At 64.5% G+C, this 19,116-nt stretch carries 16 protein-coding genes and 4 pseudogenes; 10 read left to right on the top strand and 10 right to left on the bottom strand.

The window, feature by feature from the left end; genetic code table 11:
* Nucleotides 1-33: 33 nt before the first annotated feature.
* Nucleotides 34-1,029, bottom strand: a complete 996-nt coding sequence (gene tehA, locus FOM02_RS44430) for a dicarboxylate transporter/tellurite-resistance protein TehA (RefSeq protein WP_167336497.1) — start codon at nucleotides 1,027-1,029, stop codon at nucleotides 34-36.
* Nucleotides 1,030-1,211: 182 nt separating this feature from the next.
* Between tehA and FOM02_RS44425 the strand changes: the two genes are divergently transcribed.
* A complete protein-coding gene (locus FOM02_RS44425; protein ID WP_027559694.1) occupies nucleotides 1,212-1,937 on the top strand; it encodes a DnaJ domain-containing protein in 726 nt (241 codons plus the stop codon).
* A 223-nt stretch (nucleotides 1,938-2,160) separates the two neighbouring features.
* Here the strand turns inward: FOM02_RS44425 and FOM02_RS44420 are convergent, their stop codons facing one another.
* Nucleotides 2,161-3,519 carry a D-alanyl-D-alanine carboxypeptidase gene (locus FOM02_RS44420; protein WP_265441169.1) on the bottom strand — a complete coding sequence of 453 codons (1,359 nt, stop codon included), beginning with the start codon at nucleotides 3,517-3,519 and terminating at the stop codon, nucleotides 2,161-2,163.
* Nucleotides 3,520-3,918: 399 nt separating this feature from the next.
* On the opposite strand from FOM02_RS44420, the gene FOM02_RS44415 reads away from it, so the two are divergent.
* Nucleotides 3,919-4,257 carry a phasin family protein gene (locus FOM02_RS44415; protein WP_024341049.1) on the top strand — a complete coding sequence of 113 codons (339 nt, stop codon included), beginning with the start codon at nucleotides 3,919-3,921 and terminating at the stop codon, nucleotides 4,255-4,257.
* 78 nt (nucleotides 4,258-4,335) lie between these two features.
* On the opposite strand, the gene FOM02_RS44410 is transcribed toward FOM02_RS44415, so the two are convergent.
* A complete protein-coding gene (locus tag FOM02_RS44410) occupies nucleotides 4,336-5,682 on the bottom strand; it encodes a vWA domain-containing protein (protein WP_027559692.1) in 1,347 nt (448 codons plus the stop codon).
* A gap of 483 nt (nucleotides 5,683-6,165) precedes the next feature.
* Between FOM02_RS44410 and clpS the strand changes: the two genes are divergently transcribed.
* Together clpS and clpA are read left to right on the top strand one after the other, a co-directional pair.
* A complete protein-coding gene (gene clpS / locus FOM02_RS44405; RefSeq protein ID WP_027559691.1) occupies nucleotides 6,166-6,498 on the top strand; it encodes an ATP-dependent Clp protease adapter ClpS in 333 nt (110 codons plus the stop codon).
* A gap of 282 nt (nucleotides 6,499-6,780) precedes the next feature.
* Nucleotides 6,781-9,191: pseudogene (clpA, locus tag FOM02_RS44400) on the top strand (ATP-dependent Clp protease ATP-binding subunit ClpA).
* Between the two features lie 96 nt (nucleotides 9,192-9,287).
* On the opposite strand, the pseudogene FOM02_RS44395 reads toward clpA, so the two are convergent.
* The 4 genes and pseudogenes from FOM02_RS44395 to FOM02_RS44385 form a co-directional block, all read right to left on the bottom strand.
* Nucleotides 9,288-9,515: pseudogene (locus FOM02_RS44395) on the bottom strand (MFS transporter); the annotation flags it as partial.
* Nucleotides 9,516-9,563: 48 nt separating this feature from the next.
* Nucleotides 9,564-9,674: pseudogene (locus FOM02_RS47460) on the bottom strand (polysaccharide deacetylase family protein); the annotation flags it as partial.
* A 165-nt stretch (nucleotides 9,675-9,839) separates the two neighbouring features.
* On the bottom strand, nucleotides 9,840-10,409 hold the full coding sequence (locus FOM02_RS44390; protein ID WP_027557646.1) for a glutathione peroxidase: 570 nt from the start codon (nucleotides 10,407-10,409) through the stop codon (nucleotides 9,840-9,842).
* Between the two features lie 96 nt (nucleotides 10,410-10,505).
* Nucleotides 10,506-12,192 (bottom strand): annotated as a pseudogene (locus FOM02_RS44385) (L,D-transpeptidase family protein).
* Between the two features lie 208 nt (nucleotides 12,193-12,400).
* On the opposite strand from FOM02_RS44385, the gene FOM02_RS44380 reads away from it, so the two are divergent.
* Nucleotides 12,401-12,949: a CreA family protein gene (locus FOM02_RS44380; protein ID WP_027557648.1), complete on the top strand. Its 549-nt coding sequence runs from the start codon at nucleotides 12,401-12,403 to the stop codon at nucleotides 12,947-12,949.
* Nucleotides 12,950-12,960: 11 nt separating this feature from the next.
* On the opposite strand, the gene FOM02_RS44375 is transcribed toward FOM02_RS44380, so the two are convergent.
* Complete coding sequence (locus FOM02_RS44375) at nucleotides 12,961-13,164, bottom strand: hypothetical protein (protein WP_027557649.1); 204 nt, start codon at nucleotides 13,162-13,164, stop codon at nucleotides 12,961-12,963.
* A 416-nt stretch (nucleotides 13,165-13,580) separates the two neighbouring features.
* On the opposite strand from FOM02_RS44375, the gene FOM02_RS44370 reads away from it, so the two are divergent.
* On the top strand, nucleotides 13,581-13,742 hold the full coding sequence (locus tag FOM02_RS44370) for a hypothetical protein (protein WP_167336512.1): 162 nt from the start codon (nucleotides 13,581-13,583) through the stop codon (nucleotides 13,740-13,742).
* A 34-nt stretch (nucleotides 13,743-13,776) separates the two neighbouring features.
* Nucleotides 13,777-14,142 carry a hypothetical protein gene (locus FOM02_RS44365; RefSeq protein WP_027557650.1) on the top strand — a complete coding sequence of 122 codons (366 nt, stop codon included), beginning with the start codon at nucleotides 13,777-13,779 and terminating at the stop codon, nucleotides 14,140-14,142.
* Between the two features lie 4 nt (nucleotides 14,143-14,146).
* On the opposite strand, the gene FOM02_RS44360 is transcribed toward FOM02_RS44365, so the two are convergent.
* The gene (locus FOM02_RS44360) at nucleotides 14,147-14,392 is read right to left on the bottom strand and encodes a DUF6719 family protein (RefSeq protein WP_027557651.1); all 246 of its coding nucleotides are present in this window, start codon (nucleotides 14,390-14,392) and stop codon (nucleotides 14,147-14,149) included.
* Between the two features lie 67 nt (nucleotides 14,393-14,459).
* On the bottom strand, nucleotides 14,460-15,929 hold the full coding sequence (locus FOM02_RS44355) for a PLP-dependent aminotransferase family protein (RefSeq protein ID WP_027557652.1): 1,470 nt from the start codon (nucleotides 15,927-15,929) through the stop codon (nucleotides 14,460-14,462).
* Nucleotides 15,930-16,120: 191 nt separating this feature from the next.
* Here FOM02_RS44355 and FOM02_RS44350 point away from each other — a divergent pair, with 191 nt between their 5' ends.
* From FOM02_RS44350 to FOM02_RS44340, 3 genes are all read left to right on the top strand, one after another.
* Nucleotides 16,121-16,729, top strand: a complete 609-nt coding sequence (locus FOM02_RS44350; protein ID WP_265441168.1) for a pyridoxamine 5'-phosphate oxidase family protein — start codon at nucleotides 16,121-16,123, stop codon at nucleotides 16,727-16,729.
* A 52-nt stretch (nucleotides 16,730-16,781) separates the two neighbouring features.
* Nucleotides 16,782-18,059: an ArgE/DapE family deacylase gene (locus FOM02_RS44345; protein WP_027557654.1), complete on the top strand. Its 1,278-nt coding sequence runs from the start codon at nucleotides 16,782-16,784 to the stop codon at nucleotides 18,057-18,059.
* Nucleotides 18,060-18,304: 245 nt separating this feature from the next.
* A complete protein-coding gene (locus FOM02_RS44340; RefSeq protein ID WP_027557655.1) occupies nucleotides 18,305-19,114 on the top strand; it encodes an alpha/beta hydrolase in 810 nt (269 codons plus the stop codon).
* The last annotated feature ends 2 nt before the right edge of the window (nucleotides 19,115-19,116 follow it).

Genomic DNA, 19,116 nt, shown 5'->3' with positions numbered 1-19,116 from the left:
CGCGATGACGATTCATCCTGATCTCATCGCGCTTTAAGCCGGCGCGGCCTGCGCCGGAGATGGCGCCGCGACCGGCGGCGGCAACAGCCGTCCCTGCAGGATCAGGCGCAGCGTGCCGAGGGCGGTCAGTCCGACCACGATGTTCGCGGCGCCAAACAGCCATGGCGCAAGCTGTGCGGTCGCGCCGGTATCGCCATGTCCGACCATCCGGACCGGTGCGATCGCAAGCGCGGTCGCGCCGAACGTAAAGCTCCAATAGGACACCGAGAACGGCTGCTCCATGATCCAGGGCAGCAGGCGGAGCAGCAAAAGCGCCATCATCAGCCCATAGCCGACCAGGACATGCGCGACCATGTCGGGCACGCCGCCATTCATCGCGAGATAGGCGACCGCGCCGACCGAGGGGGGCGCGAGCTGGATGCCAAGCGTCGGCCGCAACGCGACGGGAAGCGTCGCGGCGGTGTAGAGCCGGTGCAGCAGCACGGATTCGATCGCTAGCCAGGAAAAGAAGGCGACGCCGAAAGCCAGTTGTCCCCAATCGGGGTAGCCGAGCGCCGAGGCAACGCCAGCGGTGACGAAGCCGCCGGCAACGGTGGGCAGATAAAGGACCGGTGTCGTTGCGGTGTGATCGCGGTTACCGCGCCACAACAGCCCCGTCCGCCACAGCGCGAAACCGAGTGTGAACGCGGCGCCAGAGCCGAACAGCATGAGGGCGGCAAGATGCGAATAGGGCTCGGCTGCGATTGCGATCAGCATGGTCGAGACACCGGCAAGACCGATGAAGCAGCACTGCACGGGGTGATGGGCTTCGCTGAGCGACTCGGCACGCGCAAAAATCCAGCGCAGGGCGAACAGGACGATCAGCAGCGCCCAGACGATGGACGCAAGGCCGAGCAGGATTTCGCCGACGATCGCCGGCAGTTGCCAGACTTGGTGCGCCGCGCGCCAGGCATTGCCGAGGCCCGCAAGCCCAAGCACGATGCCGAAGAAGGCGGCTGGCACGATCGGCGGCTTGAATCCGTTGCTCATGGTCTCCCCCAACAGCTCGCTCATACCTCTACGGTGCTGATGCGGTCCTAGTTACCGCTGGGCGTGCCGGAATGATCGGACAGGGCGCTTATCGGCAAACGAACGTCTCGTGTCATCAGCCGATCGTGGACGTGAGCGAAGGACGCCATGCTTTTTGACAACAGGGCGACTATATTCCGGCCATGACCCTGATCGCCGGCGCTGTCGCCGTTATCACGCTCTATCTGCTGCTCCAGATGTTCCGCTCCGCCAATCCGGCGGTGCTGGCGCGCACCATCAAGTTTGGCGGCGGCGTCGTCGCGCTGGCCGTCGCGGCCTTCACGGGTCTGCGGGGTGAGTTGGCGGTGGCGATCCCGCTCGGAATCATGGGAGCTGGGCTGCTCGGCTGGACGCCGCTGGCCAACGCGGGCTTCGGCAATGTCGGCGGGCTGTTCGGCGGCGGCGGGACGCGTCCGACCGGCCAGGCCTCGCGCGTGCGCTCGCAGTTCCTGGACATGCGGCTCGACCACGATTCCGGCCAGCTCGCGGGCCAGATCGTCGCCGGGCCCAATGCCGGGCGCGACCTCGACGAGTTCGATCTCGCTGGTCTGTTGGCGATGGTCCCGGCGTTCGACGCCGAGAGCGTGGCCTTACTTGAAAGCTATCTGGACCGCCGGTTTCCCGCTTGGCGTCAGAACGCGCAAAGCGATGCGGCAGGGCGGCAGCGCGGCGCGGCGCCGGGCGGCAAAATGACGGCGGAGGAAGCCTATCAGATCCTTGGCTTGCAGCCGGGCGCGGGGCGCGACGACATCAGCCGGGCTCACAAGTCCCTGATGAAGAAACTCCATCCCGACCAGGGGGGCTCGACGTATCTCGCTGCCCGTGTAAACGAGGCCAAGGATACTCTGCTTCGTACGCATAACGGCTAACTCCGGCAACACGCCACAAACGCCCGTACCGCGTCAGCTCCGCTTCTCCGTTTACCGTCGCCCTGATGCCCGCCATTATCGGCGCGGTCGATCCCTTGCGTAAAGTTTTAACCGTAAAATCTTGACGAGAGGTTGTCGTGGAACAGCCTTTGGCGTCACCGCATCGCAAACGAAAAATGCCCGCGCAAGGCGCGGGCATTTGCTCTGGGAAAGGTCCGGCAGGTCAGTTGCGGACCGTGATGCAGGAGATTTCGGCGCGCTTGAGGGCGCGGCAGACGGCCTCGGCCTGGTCGCGCTCGAGCCCGGCGAAGCGGGCGCGGTAGAGCTTGCGATTGTCCTTGGCGACCACAGGCTCGGTGAACGGATCGGCCTTGCTGAGCAGGCCGCGGGCCGAGTTGCGCGCCGCGTCGATGCGATGCTGGGCTTCGGTCTCGCTCTCGAGCGCGCCAACCTGGACGATCCAGCCGCTATGGGTGACGACCGGCTTGGTGGTGGCGCTCATCTGGATCGGCTGCGGCGCCGGATCGGCGGACGCGAGCTTCGCAGCCGCCGGGGCAGGAGCGGCGGCGGTTCCGGCCGGCACCTGGACCTGCGGCGCGGGGCGGGCCGGGGTGTCCGAGGCATCGGCAACGTCGCTGCTCGCGTCTGCGCCGTTGCGTTCGGTGACCGCGGCGACGGTGTGGGTGGTTGCGCCCTTCTCGAGATTCTCGGCGAGCAGGTTGCGCATGATCGCGTCGCGCGAGCCGCCGCTGCGGCCGCCGAGCACCACGCCGATCAGGTGGCGGTTGCCGCGGCGCATCGAGCTCACGAGATTGAAGCCGGAGGCGCGGGTGTAGCCGGTCTTGATGCCGTCGACGCCCTCGACGCTGCCGAGCAGGTGATTGTGGTTGCGGATCGACTGGCCGCGCCAGTTGAACGTCGAGGTCGCGAAATAGCGATAGTAGCGCGGGAAGCGCTCCTGGATGGCGCGGCCGAGGGTGGCCTGGTCGCGTGCGGTCGTGACCTGCTCGTCGTTGGGAAGGCCGTTGGCGTTGCGGTAGACTGTCCTGGACATGCCGAGCGAGCGCGCCTTGCGCGTCATCATCGCGGCGAAATCGTCCTCGTCGCCGGCGATCGCTTCGGCGATGACCACGGCGGCGTCATTGGCGGAGCGGGTGACGAGACCCTTGATCGCGTCCTCGACGCGAATGGTCTGGCCGGCGCGCAGGTTCAGCTTGGTCGGATCCTGATCGGCGGCGTGCTGCGACACCGGCATCTCGGTGTCGAGCTTCATCTTGCCGGACTCCAGACGCTCGAACAGCAAGTAGAGCGTCATGATCTTGGTCAGCGAGGCGGGATGGCGGATCCCGTCAGGGCTGGTCGCCTGGAGCACGGAGCCGGAATTGCCATCGACGATGATAGACGCGAATTTGGGGCTGGAGCTCTCGGAGACATCGCGCTGCACCCGATGGCTCACGTGATGGCGGCGATGGCGCCGCGCCTCGGCCGCGTCGGTGGTGAAGATGACTGCGGTGGTGACTGTAAGAAGCCCGAAAACGCCGACCCGCGCCAAGCGCGAGGAAGACAAGCTTTTACGAAGCATGGAACCCCGTCCCCGTTTCTCACTTGATCACCGGCTCGTGAGGCGAAATTGTGCCCACTGGACCCGGGATCATTACCTGCTCAAGCTGTCCCTCCGCTGGCGTTCGCCACGGGAGACGTTCGGCCTGAGCCGCTGTTCTGGCTAAGGTGATGTTCTCAAACGGCTTTTGACCGCCTGCGGAAGCTGAACACGTCCAGGGAATCAGGGTAGGGCGCCGCGGTTTCCAAAAGCTTAAGGAACCATTGCGGGAACGCCCGGGAATTTCCGCGACTTGCATCCATTCTTGCATCTGCTTTTGTGCGTCGCACAAGATTCTTGACATTTTTGTGCGTTGCACTAATTGTGGGCAGAGTCAGGGAGCCGGGGCTTCCCGACGAGAGCCAGGGAAAAGGATTGCGAATGTTCAAGGTTGAAGACTTTCAGAACTACGGGAAAGAGCAGTTCGAGCAGTGCGTCGCCTCCGCGACCTCGGTGCAGCACGGCCTCCAGGCGATCGCGAGCGCCTATGGCGACTACACCAAGAAGTCGTTCGAAGACACCAAGTCCTTCGTCGAGAAGCTTTCCGGCGTGAAGTCGCTGGACAAGGCCATGGAAGCCCAGACCGATTTCGCCCGTTCCGCCTACGAGACCTTCGTCGCGGAATCGCAGAAGATCGCCGGCCTCTACAGCGACCTCGCCAAGCAGGCGTTCAAGCCGGTCGAGACCATCGTCTCGAAGTTCACCCCGGCCGCCAACTAAGCCTTCCCGGTCATCCTGGAATCAAAAAGCCCGGCTGATCCAGCCGGGCTTTTGTTGTTGTTGTTGTGGCGGGTGGCCTCAGCGCGCCACGCGCAGCTTGGACAGCGAGGTGCCGATGTCCTTGAACACCGAAACGGTCTGGTCCGCCGACGTGACCAGATAGAACTTGTCGGAGCTGCTGGCGCAATATTGCAGCACGCTCGAGGTCGCATCGTGGCCGGTGTTGACCTGCACCGTGTAGATCGTGATGTTCGCGGCCTTGGCGTTGTCGCACAGCTTCTTCTGCCGCGCGTCGATCTGCGAGGCATTGTTGTACCAGCGGTTCTGCGTGTTCAGACCGTCCGAGAGCAGCACGATCGCGTCCTTGTAGGTGTAGTTGGTGTCCTTGGCCGGCGCGTTCATGGGATCGCCGGTCGACAGCGTCATCCAGCCCCAGGCGAGCCCGATGCCCTGGTTGGTGTTGCCGGTCGGCTTCATGTTGTCGATCACGGTCTTGAGCGAGGACCAGTCGTAGCTCAGCGGCACGATCGGCTGCAGATAGGCCGAGCTTCCGGATCGGCAATACGAATATTGGTCGGCCGGGAACAGCGTCCCCGCATTGCCGCTGGTCGGCGTGGTGTTCTTGGTGTCGTAGTCCTGGTCGCGGTCGACCACGCAACCGGTCCAGGTGCTGTGATCGGCCGGCGTCCACTTCCAATTGTTGCAATTATTGTTGCTGCCCGATGTGCAACTCCAGCTGCCGTTGGCGGCGTCCCAGTCGCTGAAGTCGATCCAGTACTTGTTGTAATTGCTGGCGCCGACATTGACGTCCTTGGCGAACGGCACGATCGAGATGTAGACGTCGCCATTGGTCTTGGCGAGGGCGCTGAGCTGATCGACGAGGTTCTTGGCGGCGGTCTGCATCGCCGGCATCTTGCCGTCGTCGGCCATCGATCCGGTGTTGTCGAGCACCATGGCGACGCGCATGCGCACCAGGCCCCAGGCGCTGGTGGATGTGGTGCCGATGTCGAGCGTCGGGAAGCCGGCGATCTTCATGAAGCTGGTCGTGTAGGTGCCGCTTCCGGTGACCTGGATCGTCGAGCCCATACTGGTGCTCGCGGTGTAGGTGGCCGCGACGCTGACCGTCGGGATCGCGTTGGTGCCGGTGAACAGCGCGTTGAAATACTGCTGCGCCTTGGTGCTCAGCTGCGACGTGGTGATGGCACCGGTCGACAGGTCCTTGGAGAGCATCAGCGCGGTGGAGTCGAGGGCGGCCTGCATCGAGGTGCGGGCCTGGACTGCACGGCTGTAGTCGACCGCGGCGCCGATGAATGTCAGCACCGGGACCAGCGCGATGGCGAAGATCACGGCGATATTGCCTTGCTCGGCCGCTGCAAAGCGGGCGAGCTGTCGACCAAGACGGCGGATAACGGGCAGGCGAAACATGACGATCCCCGAAATCTGTAAATTTTGCCCGATTTCGCGCCAAGCCCTTGAACGGCAGGTAAACGGGGCCGTAGAAAACCGGAGATACCCCGCGAGAAACCGTCGCGGCCGCGTTGCAGCCGGGTTCCTGGTCAACAGGTTCTAAACGGGTGGGCGGAAATTTTTGTCAAATCGATCCGGATTGATTAACCTTGGCCAGGATCGCCCGGACCGGAGTCGGGACCGCCGCGGCCGCATCGGCCAGACCTTTGCACGCTTGCGGCGAGCCGGGGGCAGGCCCATATTGCTAGCGAACGATCCGGCTGGACCGGATCCGTCGGGAGCGGCGATCCAACAAGGCGGCGCGCCAGTGCGAAGCTCCGGAGGGCGGGGTTGCGCGGCGAGCCGTAATCCGCTTCCGTTGGGAATTTGAACACCTGAGCCATGCCGCACCTGTCTTCCAGACTCGACCTGTCCGCGCCAGCCGCTGCCCACGCTCCGCGTATGAGCAATGACGACAACCGCTCGGGCGGCCCGACTGCGCCGAGCACGTCGGTCATCACCAAGGTCAAGCCCAAGACCAAGCGGCCGAACCTGTATCGCGTGCTGATCCTGAACGACGACTACACGCCGATGGAATTCGTCGTCCACGTGCTCGAGAAGTTCTTCCAGAAGGATGTCGAGGCTGCGACCAAGATCATGCTGCACGTCCATCACCACGGCATCGGCGAGTGCGGGGTGTTCACCTACGAGATTGCCGAGACCAAGGTGACGCAGGTGATGGATTTCGCCCGCAAGCACCAGCATCCGCTGCAATGCGTGATGGAAAAGAAGTAATCGCGCGTCGCGTTCCTTAGAGTGGTTCTGTTTGTGTGGTGTGTGACGGCAGCAGATCCCGCTGCATGATCCGACGAACATCGGCGCGCGCGTCAATCCTGCCCAAATGGGTAGTCCTGCCCAAATCGGAACGGGTTTTGCATTGAAAATACCGCAGGCGTGTCGCTGCCGAGTCGCGGAACCGGTCTTTCGCCGCGATCTTGTATAACTATATGTGACAAAGGTTGTTGTTGCCTGACCGGGCGATGGCGATCATGATGGTGGGGGCCATAGAGGACGCGAATGCCGACTTTTTCCCAAAGCCTTGAACAATCCCTGCATCGTGCACTGGCGATCGCAAACGAGCGTCATCACCAATACGCGACGCTCGAGCATCTTCTGCTCTCTTTGATCGACGATTCCGATGCAGCTGCGGTCATGCGCGCCTGTAGCGTCGATCTCGACAAGCTCCGCACGAGCCTCGTCAACTATCTTGAGACCGAATTCGAGAATCTGGTGACGGATGGCGCCGACGATGCCAAGCCGACGGCCGGTTTCCAGCGCGTGATCCAACGCGCGGTGATCCACGTGCAGTCGTCCGGTCGCGAAGAGGTGACCGGCGCCAACGTGCTGATCGCGATCTTCGCCGAACGTGAAAGTCATGCAGCGTATTTCCTGCAAGAGCAGGACATGACGCGCTATGACGCGGTCAACTACATCAGCCACGGCATCGCAAAGCGGCCTGGTGTGTCCGAGGCGCGCCCGGTTCGCGGCGTCGACGAGGAGACCGAGGCCAAGGGCAACGAGGACGCCAAGAAGAAGGGCGAGGCGCTCGAGACCTATTGCGTCAACCTCAACAAGAAGGCGCGCGACGGCAAGATCGATCCGGTGATCGGACGCAATTCCGAGATCAACCGTGCGATCCAGGTGCTGTGCCGCCGGCAGAAGAACAACCCGCTGTTCGTCGGCGAAGCCGGCGTCGGCAAGACCGCGATCGCGGAAGGTCTCGCCAAGCGCATCGTCGACAGCGAGGTGCCGGAGGTTCTGGCGGCTGCAACCGTGTTCTCGCTCGACATGGGCACGCTGCTCGCCGGCACGCGCTATCGCGGCGACTTCGAGGAACGCCTGAAGCAGGTGCTGAAGGAGCTCGAAGCTCATCCCAACGCTATCCTGTTCATCGACGAGATCCACACCGTGATCGGTGCGGGCGCGACCTCGGGCGGGGCGATGGATGCCTCGAACCTGCTCAAGCCGGCGCTCGCCTCGGGCACCATCCGCTGCATGGGCTCGACGACCTATAAGGAATACCGGCAGCACTTCGAGAAGGACCGCGCGCTGGTGCGGCGCTTCCAGAAGATCGACATCAACGAGCCGACGGTCGAGGATGCGATCGCGATCCTCAAGGGCCTCAAGCCTTATTTCGAGGACTACCACCGGCTGAAATACACCAACGAGGCGATCGAGGCTGCGGTGCAGCTGTCCTCGCGCTACATCCACGACCGCAAGCTGCCCGACAAGGCGATCGACGTGATCGACGAGTCCGGTGCGGCGCAGATGCTGGTGGCCGAGAACAAGCGCAAGAAGACCATCGGCATCAAGGAGATCGAGACCACGATCGCCTCGATGGCGCGGATCCCGCCGAAGAGCGTGTCGAAGGACGATGCCGAGGTGCTCAAGCATCTCGAGCAGACCCTGAAGCGCACCGTGTTCGGTCAGGACAGGGCGATCGAGTCCCTTGCCGCTTCGATCAAGCTGGCGCGTGCCGGCCTGCGCGAGCCGGAGAAGCCGATCGGCTGCTACCTGTTCTCGGGTCCGACCGGCGTCGGCAAGACCGAGGTCGCCAAGCAGCTCGCGGCGACGCTCGGCGTCGAGCTGCTGCGCTTCGACATGTCCGAATACATGGAGCGGCACACCGTGTCGCGCCTGATCGGCGCGCCTCCCGGCTATGTCGGCTTCGACCAGGGCGGCCTGCTCACCGACGGCGTCGACCAGCATCCGCATTGCGTCGTGCTGCTCGACGAGATCGAGAAGGCACATCCTGATCTCTACAACGTGCTGCTCCAGATCATGGACCACGGCCGGCTCACCGACCACAACGGCAAGCAGGTCAACTTCCGCAACGTGATCCTGATCATGACCACGAATGCGGGCGCGGCGGATCTCGCCAAGCAGGCGTTCGGCTTCACGCGCTCGAAGCGGGAAGGCGACGCCACGAGGCGATCAACCGGCAGTTCGCGCCGGAATTCCGCAACCGTCTCGATGCCATCGTCTCGTTCGGCCATCTCAGCGTCGAGGTGATCGGCACCGTCGTCGAGAAGTTCGTGCTTCAGCTCGAGGCGCAGCTCGGCGATCGCGACGTCACCATCGAGCTGTCCGAACCCGCCAAGGCCTGGCTGGTCCAGCACGGTTACGACGAGCAGATGGGTGCGCGTCCCATGGCACGCGTGATCCAGGAGCACATCAAGAAGCCGCTGGCCGACGAGGTGCTGTTCGGCAAGCTCAAGGGCGGTGGCCACGTCCGCGTCGTCCTCGTCAAGGACGAGGCCGACGAGACCAAGGACAAGATCGGCTTCGAGTTCGTCGAGGGCCCGGTCACGCCGAAGCAGGAAAAGCTGCCCGGCACCCGCAAGCGCCCGCCGGGCAAGTCCAAGCCGGGCGGCGGCCCCGGCGGCTCGAAGGGGCCGACCTCGAAGGGCCCGCTGGTCAAGGCTTGATCGCGAGCGACATGAATCGAAAAGGCCGGCTGCAAAGCCGGCCTTTTTGTTTTGGCGAAGCCGGCAGCGCCTCGCTCTAAACCAGGCGTCGCGCGCTCAATCGCCCTTCATCCGCTGCCCGTCCTGCACCCGCACATGCTCGGCGCCGCGCGCGCCGGTGGGCGACAGGCGCAACATGCTGAGCAGTGCGCCGCATAGCGCAAAGCCGACGGCGGCCAGCAGCGCGATCCTGGTTCCTTCCTGCGGATAGCGGCCGAGGAACAGCGCGACCAGGGCAGCGCCGGTGGTCTGGCCGAGCAGCCGGGCGGTGCCGAGCAAACAGGAGGTTAGAAATGCCAGTCCAGAAGCCAGTTCTCACGGCGCTCAAGGGCGTGCGGCTTGCGTCGCGGCTGCGGGCTTCGCGGCCGGGGTCTGCGACCATGCCGCGCCCGTCATTGCAAGAGACATCGCGCTTGCCAAAATCAGTCCTGCCGCCACACGCATGGTGTTGTCCTCGAGATTGATCCCGTTGTTCCGCCGCGGCTTTTAGCCTCCGGCAAAACCCATCCTGCCCCAAACGATCCTAGCCTAGATGGTGGGCCATCGCCATTGCAACGGCTGTTTGGCGCCCCGCCACAATTGTGCCCAGCCGGATTGCGGCGCGGCGCCTCAACTGTCAGCCAGTGCCTTCGCGATGGCCGTCTTGACCCGGGTGTCGGCCGGCTCGACCGCGGATGAAAATACCTCGGCGATATAGCCGTCGCGGCCGATCAGGTATTTGTGGAAGTTCCAGCGCGGAACTTCCCGGGGGCGCGCCTCGGCCGCCCATTTGTAGAACGGATGCGCTTTCGCCCCGACCACAACGGACTTGGCGGTGATCGGGAAGGTCACGCCGTATTGGTGGTGCGCGGTCTCCGTGATCTCGCTGGTGCCGCCGGGCTCCTGTCCGCCGAAATCGTTGGAGGGAACGCCGATCACGGTCAGTCCGCGCCCGCGAAACTCGCTCCAGAGCTCCTGCAGGCCGGCATATTGCGGGGTGTAGCCGCACAGCGAGGCGGTGTTGACCACCAGCAGCGGTTTGCCAGTGAAAGCGGCAAGGCGGATGTCGTCGCCTGACAAGGCAGGGAAGGAAAACGCGTAGGCGGAGATCCGGCTCATGCCGCCGTCGGCGAGCGCGCGGCCTGCCGGCGCGAGCGTGCCTGCCAGCGCCGCGATCAACATCGTCCTGCGGTTCATCATGAGCGGCGTCCCCCGAAATGAATCCGGGCCGGATGTTACTCCGCCGGCGCGAGCGGGCCGCTCAACACCGCGTTATCGGACGTGGCGACGCGCGGGCTAATACAGGCGAACGATGAAGTCGGTGCCTTCGCCGGTCTCGCCCTGGTTGATGCCCTGGTCGGAGACGATGATCGAGCCGCCCGATGTCAGCATCTCGTTGACCTTCGCCATGGTGTCGGCGGGGATCGTGATGCGGTCGAGCGCTTCCGCCGGGCTATCCGGTGTGACCACGGGCTTGGCCGCGACCGGGATCACGGCGGCACCACCCTTGCGGCGCGACACGCGTCCGTCGTCCTCGCGCGCGGCGGCGCGGACCGAGACCGGCAGCGATACCACGGACCAATGCAGCGCATTGGAATCGGTCTTGTCGATCTCGGCGGTGAAGACGTGGGTGCCGAGCGGGCGGTCGCTCGCGGCGATCGTGATCGGCACCTCGAACAGCGGCGCAAAGTTCTGCCGCACGTAGACCTTGGAATCCTTGCGGCTGATGAAGACCGCGATCTGGCCGGCCCGCTTGGGCGCTTCCGGCTTTGCCGCGGGCGCAGGGTCTGCGACCCGCGTCTCATCCTTCTTGGCGTCCGGCGCAGGCGCCGTCGCGGTCACGGCCGCGTCGGGCTTCTTGGCGGTGTCGGCGGCTTCGGCTTTCGCGGGTTTGGACTTTGCAGCTTCGGACTTCGCCGGTTCGGATTTCGGTGCGCTCGCCGGCTCGGTCTTGGTGGCCTCGACCTTGTCCGCGGGCTTTTCGTTGGCGGAGGCCGCGGGCCTGGCTTCGGCACGCGCCGGCTTGGCGGCTTCGTCCGACGGCGGCTTGGCCGCATCAGACGCCTCGGCCATCTTCATCTCGGGTTGGGTGGCCGCTTCGATCTTGTCGGTCGGCGCCCTTGCCTCCTCGCGGGCCGATGCATTGCCGGTCGTCACGTCGGACATCACGGTGTGACCGACCGACGCGCGCAGCTCGAGCGCGCCATCGGCGCTCGCAGTCTTCGTCTCGACCGGCTTTGCTTCAGCGGCCTTGACGTCGGCCGCGCCCTTGTCGGCCTTGTCGCCGGCATTGGTCTGCGGCTCGAGGCTGGCGGCGGGCTGCGGCGGCACGCGCACCGAGGCGAGCAGCGGATGCGAGAAGCTTTGCGGCGACATCTGGCCGGGCGCGACGATGACGCGCGCGCCCATCTTGGTCCAGTTCCACATCTTCACCGCGAATGCCATCGGCATGCGGATGCAACCATGCGAAGCGGGATAACCCGGCAGCACGCCCGCATGCATCGCAACACCGGACCAGGTGATCCGCTGCATGTACGGCATCGGCGCGCCGCTATAGATGTTGGAGTGGTGGAATTTGTGCTTCTGGATGACGCTGAACACACCCATCGGCGTCGAGTGGCCCTTCATGCCGGTCGACACCGGCGATTCCGCGAACACGCCGTTGCTGTCGTAGATGGTCACCTTCTGCCGGTCGATCGAGACGACGATGACGAGCGGCCCTTGCGGCTTCGTGCCGGCTTCCTTCTCGGCGACGAGTCCTTTTTTTCTTGCTCGAGACGCCCTGCTTTTGCGGCTTCTGGCGCGAGATTTCGGGATGCCGCTCCTGCCGGGCGTAATAGGATCCGTCAGAATAATCCGTCCAATAATAAAACGCTGCGTCCGCCCGGCTGGTCGTGCCGAACGCACCCGCCGCCGCCAAAATGGCGACCCGCCACAGCCGCGCCGGCTTGGTAGAGAAACCGGACCCGTTCACGCTGTTCATCCTCGAATCCACAATCCAAATCAGACATTAGTCTCGCAGAGGGGTCATGCGTTCACCAGCGCGGCGGTTCCGCGGTCCGCTACTTTTGTCCAAGACGTAGCAAAAAAGCCTCACAGAGCGGTAAACGGCGGCCGGGCCTGGCGGGCCGTCGTCTTCCTGTCCGCCTGCCGCGCCCCTACATTGCGGGGACTTGTTACCGGAGAACTTCATGTCATCTCGTTTCCCCGGTCTTTCCGGCATCCGCTTGAAGGGCCTCGCTTTATTCCTCCTGGCTTTGGCTCTGCCGGCCACTTCCGCATCCGCCGCCGATGAGCCTGATCTGATCTTCCGCCGCTCCACCGTGTTCAAATGGATGAGCCCGAACGACAAGCTCGCGACCTATGGCCTGGACGATCCCGAAGTCGAGGGCGTGGCCTGTCACTTTACCGTGCCGGAGAAGGGCGGCTTCAAGGGGTGGCTGGGCCTGGCCGAGGAGGTCTCGGACATCTCGCTGGCCTGCCGCCAGGTCGGACCGATCAAGTTCAAGAACAAGATGGAGCAGGGCGACGACATGTTCCGCCAGCGCCGCTCGCTGTTCTTCAAGAAGATGCAGATCGTGCGCGGCTGCGACGCCAAGCGCAACGTGCTGGTCTACATGGTCTATTCGGACAAGCTGATCGAGGGCTCGCCGAAAAACTCGACCTCGACGGTGCCGATCATGCCGTGGGGACCGGCCGACGCCAACGTCCAGAAGTGCGGCGAGTTCTTCACTCAGTGACGTAGTTGTGTTCACCCGGTGACGGTGGCGCGGCTGGATTGCGGTCGCACGAGGTGCGAGCCGGTCAGCCGCACGAACGCTTGCGGCGCGGCGTCATAGCCGCGGCCTGACTGGAGCGACATCGCGCCGACGGAAGCGACGCTGTTGCGCATGGATTGTTGCTCGGCGCGGCCCGTCTCTGCGTCGCGCGCCGCTGCGCGATCTTGCGCCATCATGATGGCCATCCCTCACGTGATTGCGCCCGGTGTACCGGGCGTCCTGGTTTCGATGGCTTGGGTCGCTGCCGATGCGTCTCGCGTTCGACTTGGCCCAGCCTTCGTTCGGGCTTCTCTTCAGCAGAAAAACGTAAAATGCATGTGAAGTGCGGAAGGCACGGGCGTGACGGCGTGCGGTGCGTGGCATCCCTACCGGTGTGGACGGTGCTTGCGAATCGGCTTTGAGCGGCCGGGCGAGCCATCTGAAAAGATTGGGATTTTCCGCCGAATGTTTCGTCGCTCCGGCCGCGACGAAACAATTATCACGAAGACGAAACCATTTTCCGCTTTTGGCGCATCACGCGCGAAACGACGCATGGTTATCAGCGTCCCAACGACGACGACGGACCGCCGGCCATCGAATGGGACAGACGATCATGCGCGCACTCAGCTTCATCCTTGCTTTTGGTTTCGTGCTCGCGGGTTCCTCGTTTGCGGGTACGCCGGACGGCAACCTGCCCGGCGTCGGAACCTTCCAGTACAGCGGCTCGCCCATCACTCCGGCCCCGCAGCCGATCGTGGTCGCCGCGCGCTTCTGATCGCCTTCAAGAACATCAGCTGATGAAGGCCATTATGATTGCTCGTTTCTGCGTCGCCGCATTCGTAGCTGTTCTGACGATCAGCGCTGCCCAGGCGCAGGTGCGCGCTCCATCAAGGCTACCGGATCCCCGCAGCGAATTCGTGCGCCAGTGTGCGCCGCGCATGCTCGGGCGCTGGGAGCATCCGGAGGAGGTGTGCGGCTGCCTGCATGATCATGCCGCCGCCGCCGTCGAGGACCGCGATTTGCGCGAGGCGCTGCTGCGCGGCATCAGTGAAACCGGCGTGCCGACGATCGAGACCGATTGGGTGCCGGCGTCCAAGCAGAGCGAGATCGGCCCGACCTTCACCAAGATCGCCAAGCCGACCCTTCAGTGCATGTTCGATCCGGCGAAATCCTGATCCGCTATTTCGATTTCGGACCATAGCGCGGCACGCAGGTGGCGGTCCGCGCCACGCCCTTGTCGGTCATCTTCGAGCCCCGCACTTCCTTGACCTGTCCGGCGGGGCAAGTTCCGTCGTCCACCTGCACGCGTTGGCCGAGCTTGAGATCGGTGATGTCCTGCTCGCGTCCGACGGTGACGGCATGCGCCGTCGTCACGAGCGCGGCGGAGATCAGGAGCGAGAGGCAGGCTGCACGGTAGAGAGGCATGATGAGAGGTCCCGGCATCGATGCCGCAATGTAGGGACGGGCCCGCGATTCTGATAGTGAACCTTCGTCACGCCCGCCGGGCCGATTTGCTTCTGGCGCGCAAGGCTGCGCGCGATTCCCGCGCCAGCCGCCGGGCAGAGGCGACGAGCTCAGGAACCGCGTGCCCCGAAAATCCCAGCACGAAGCCGGGCAGGGGACGGGCGCGCGAATAGGTGTCGGCGAGCAGCCAGCCTTCCGCACCGGCGGCCTGCTTGGCCTCTGCCGCGACCGACAGATCGACCGCTGGATCGAACCGGGCGACCAGATGTAGTCCTTGCGAGGGCACCGGCACCGACAACGCGCCCTCGGATGTGGCTTCCAACGTCTCGGCCAGCACGTCGCGCGCTTCGCGATAGAGTTTTCGCACCCGCTTCAGGTTTGCGGCGAAGGCGCCGGAATTGAGCATGTCCGCGACCGCGCCTTCCATCAGCGTGCCGGGAAAGCGGTCGAGCGCAGCACGCGCGGCGGCGACGTCAGCGATGAGGCGCTCGGGCAGGGCGCAATAGCCGATGCGCAGGCCCGGAAACAGCGTCTTGGCGAACGTGCCCATGTAGATCACGCGCTGGAGGTGGTCGATGCCGGCGAGCGACATCAGCGGCGCGCCGTCATAGCGGAACTCGCTGTCGTAATCGTCCTCCAGCACGAAGGCGTCGGCTTGCCTCGCCCAGTCCAGCAGCTCGAGCCGCCGCGGCATCGACATCTGCACGCCCAGCGGAAACTGGTGCGATGGCGTCACATAGGCCGCGCGCGCGGACCGCGCTGCGGTACGCCCCTTGGCGACACGCATCCCATGCTCGTCCACGGGAGCGGGGACCGCGCGATAGCCGCAATGCGCGATGGTTTTGCGTGCGGCAGGGTAGCCGGGGTCCTCGCACCAGACCTGATCGCCAGCCTTCAGGATTGCGCTCAACACGATGCGCAGCGCATGCAGCGTACCTGACGTGAGCATGATCTGATCAGGGTCGCAGCGCAGCCCGCGCGCCGACAGCAGATGATCGGCAATCGCCGCGCGCAGCTCGCGGCTGCCGCGGGGATCGCCATAATGCAGATGCTCGGACCCGAAGGCGCGCATGCGCCGGCCGACAAAGGCGCGAAAACGCTGCACCGCGCGCTCGTCGATATGGGTGCAGCCAAGCGCGAACGCTCCTTGCCGGGGCGCCTCGACTACGATCTTCGAACTCTTCGGCTCAGTCGCGCGCGCCGGAATGCGCGCCGCAACGAACGTACCGGAGCCGACGGTCGCCTCGGCAAAGCCGTCGGCGATCAGACGCTCATAGGCGGTGACGACGGCGTTGCGGCGGAAGCCGGTTTGCTTCGCCAGCGTGCGCGATGGTGGCAACGGCTCGCCCGGTTTGACGAGACCGGAGACGATCTTTTCGCACAGCGCCTGGTACAGCCGGTGCGCGGCGGAAGCGCCTGGCGTGATGTGCGCCCCGGTGAGATCGAGCGGCAGCTCGGCTTTGGCGGGCGCAGAGGAATTGGTCGGAATTTTTTGCATGGAATTGGCACTATCGCAGACCAAATCGGCCGCTACAACTCTCCTGGAATTGTTCCAATCCCGACAGGAGCGGCCGTGAGCCAGACCGAAAGCCCAAATTCCTACCCGACGTCGCGCGCAACCAGGTCAAGCGCCGTCATGACCGCGGCTTCTACGATCACGAGACGGTTCATCGCATCCTGGATTCCTCGATGCTGTGCCACGTCTCCTACGTCATCGACGGCCAGCCCTATTGCACGCCGACCTTCTTCTGGCGCGAGGGCACGAAGCTCTATTGGCACGGCTCGAGCGCCAGCCGCATGCTGCGCAACCAGACCAAAGGCGAGCGCGTCTGCCTGACGGTCGCTCATCTCGACAGCCTCGTGCTGGCGCGGTGCGGCTTCAACCATTCCGCCGACTATCGCGCGGTGATGGCGTTCGGCACGGCCTATCTCGTCACCGACGCGGAAGAGAAGAAGCGGGCGGTGGTCGCCATGGTCGACCGCTTTTTCCCGGATCGCACCGCCACCTTGCGGGCAAGCAACACGCAGGAGATCAAGGCGACGTCCTTCATCGCGATGGAGATCGAGGAAGCCTCGGCCAAGGTCCGCGCCAAGGGGGTTGCCGACGACGACGAGGACTATGCGCTGCCGATCTATGCCGAGCGCATTCCTGTCCGTACCGTGCTCGGCGCGCCGGAACCTTGCCCGCGCCTGCTCGACGGCGTAACGCGCCCTGCGACGCTCAATGGCTATTCGGAAGGCCGGTTGCTCGAAGATGCATTGCGGGATGCTTATTTTGTGGAGTACCCGAACAGCTGAAATCGGCTAGCTTCGCGCTCCCAAGGATCATTGAAATGCCTGGAGTTGCCTGATGAATGCCGAAACGCAGCAAAGGATTCTCGACGCCGTCGACGCCGGCTTCGAAGCCCAGCTTGCGACCACCCGCGATTTCGTCGCGATCCCTTCGACCCGCGGTGCGGAGGGACCGTGCCAGGACATGATCGGCGACCTCCTGCGCGCGCGCGGCTATGAGGTCGACGACTGGCACATCAACGTCGACGATCTCAAGGATCTGCGCGGCTTCGGCCCGATCGAGCACGATTTTTCCAAGGCGCGCAGCGTGGTCGGCACCTATCGTCCCGCGACCGAGGCCGGCAAATCGCTGATCCTCCAGGGACACTGCGACGTGGTGCCGGCTGGACCTTTGGAATTGTGGGACACCCCGCCGTTCTCGCCGGTCATCAAGGACGGCAAGATGTTCGGGCGCGGCGCCTGCGACATGAAGTCCGGCACGATCGGCGCGCTCTATGCGCTGGATGCCATCAAGGCGGCCGGCCTCAAGCCGACGGCCCGGATCCACTTCCAGTCGGTGATCGAGGAGGAGAGCACCGGCGTCGGCGCGCTCTCGACATTGCAGCGTGGCTATCGTGCGGATGCCTGCTTCATTCCGGAGCCGACCGGCGGCAAGATGGTGCGCTCGCAGGTCGGCGTGATCTGGTTTCGCCTGCGCGTGAAGGGCCACCCGACCCATGTTGCCTTTGCCGGCTCGGGCTCGAATGCGATCATGGCGGCCTATCATTTGATCCAGGCGCTGCAGAAGCTCGAGATCGAGTGGAACGAGCGTGCCAAAGCCGATCGGCACTTCAAGACGCTCAACCATCCCATCAACTTCAACCCCGGCATCATCAAGGGCGGCGATTGGGCCTCCAGCGTACCGGCCTGGTGCGACGTCGATTGCCGCATCGCGGTGTTGCCGGGCTGGTCGGTGGCCGATCACCAGAAGGAAATTCTGGCCTGCGTCGCCGCCGCCGCGCGCAACCACCGCTTCCTCGCCAATAATCCACCGGAGGTGGAATGGTCGGGCTTCCTTTCGGAAGGCTATGAACTGACCGACGCCGCCGCGCCGGAAGCCGCGTTCGGCAAGGCCTTCAACAAGGTCTATGGCGGCGCGGTGGAAGACCTCGTCTTCACCGCGCTCACCGACACCCGCTTCTATGGCCTCAATTACGGCATCCCCAGCCTCTGCTTCGGCGCCAGCGGCGGCGAGATGCACGGCTTCAACGAATTCGTCGATCTGGACTCGCTGAAGCAATCGACCAAGGCGATGGCGCTCTTCATCGCGGAATGGTGCGGGGTGGAGAAGGCGTAGGCGCTGCCGCAGCTCTCGTAGGGTGGGCAAAGGCGGATTTGCGCCGTGCCCACCAGTTGTATCCGACATGACCAGGGCGTGGGCACGCTTCGCTTTGCCCACCCTACGACGTCTTGGCTCGAGCGCTCAGTTGCCCGAAGCAATGGCGCGCCCAAATCCTTTAAGCTTAAAAGAAAGACTAGGATGCGGCCTTTAGCGGTGGCAGACTGGCGCCCGGTTCGGTGGACGAGTCCTCGGGAGCAACAATGCGCGATTGGGATGATGCTTACGCCAATTCGGCCCATATCCCGGGCTCCGACAAAATGCCGGCACAATGGGCGGAGCGGGCGGCGGCCTACCGCGCCGGGCTGAAGCATTTTCGCCCTGACATCGTTTACGGCTCCGGCGAGCGCCAACGCCTCGACCTGATCCTGCCCGACGGCGACAGCAAGGGCCTCGTCGTGTTCGTCCATGGCGGCTACTGGATGCGCTTCGACAAATCGACCTGGACGGATCTGGCTGAAGGCGCACGGCACCACGGCTGGACGGTCTGCTTGCCGAGCTACACGCTGACGCCGGCGGCGCGCATCTCCGACATCACCGCAGAGATCACCGCTGCGATTGCGAAAGCGGCTTCGCTTGTCGCAGGACCGATCCGGCTCGCCGGCCATTCCGCCGGCGGCCATCTGGTCACCCGCATGCTGTGCGACGACAGCCGGCTCGAGGGCGCCATCTACAACCGCATCGCCGGCACGCTCTCGATCAGCGGCCTGCACGACCTGCGTCCGCTGCTGAAGACCAAGATGAACGACACGCTGCGCATGACCATGGAGGAGGCGAGCCTCGAAAGCGCCGCGCTGCATCTGCCGCGCGGACATTCGCCTGTGACCGCCTGGGTCGGCGGCAGCGAGCGGCCGGAGTTCATCCGCCAGTCCGATCTGATGGCCAATGTCTGGACCGGGTTCGACGTGCCGACCCGCCTCGTCGTCGATCCCGGGCTGAACCATTTCACCGTGATCGACGGGCTCAAGGACCCGTCGTCGCCGATCACCGCGCGTCTGATCGGCCTCGACTGAGC

The sequence above is a fragment of the Bradyrhizobium sp. SEMIA genome (genome assembly GCF_014844175.1).
Lineage (GTDB): Bacteria > Pseudomonadota > Alphaproteobacteria > Rhizobiales > Xanthobacteraceae > Bradyrhizobium > Bradyrhizobium arachidis.
The sequence above is the reverse complement of the archived record's forward strand: the minus strand, read 5'-3'. Positions and strand labels throughout refer to the sequence as shown.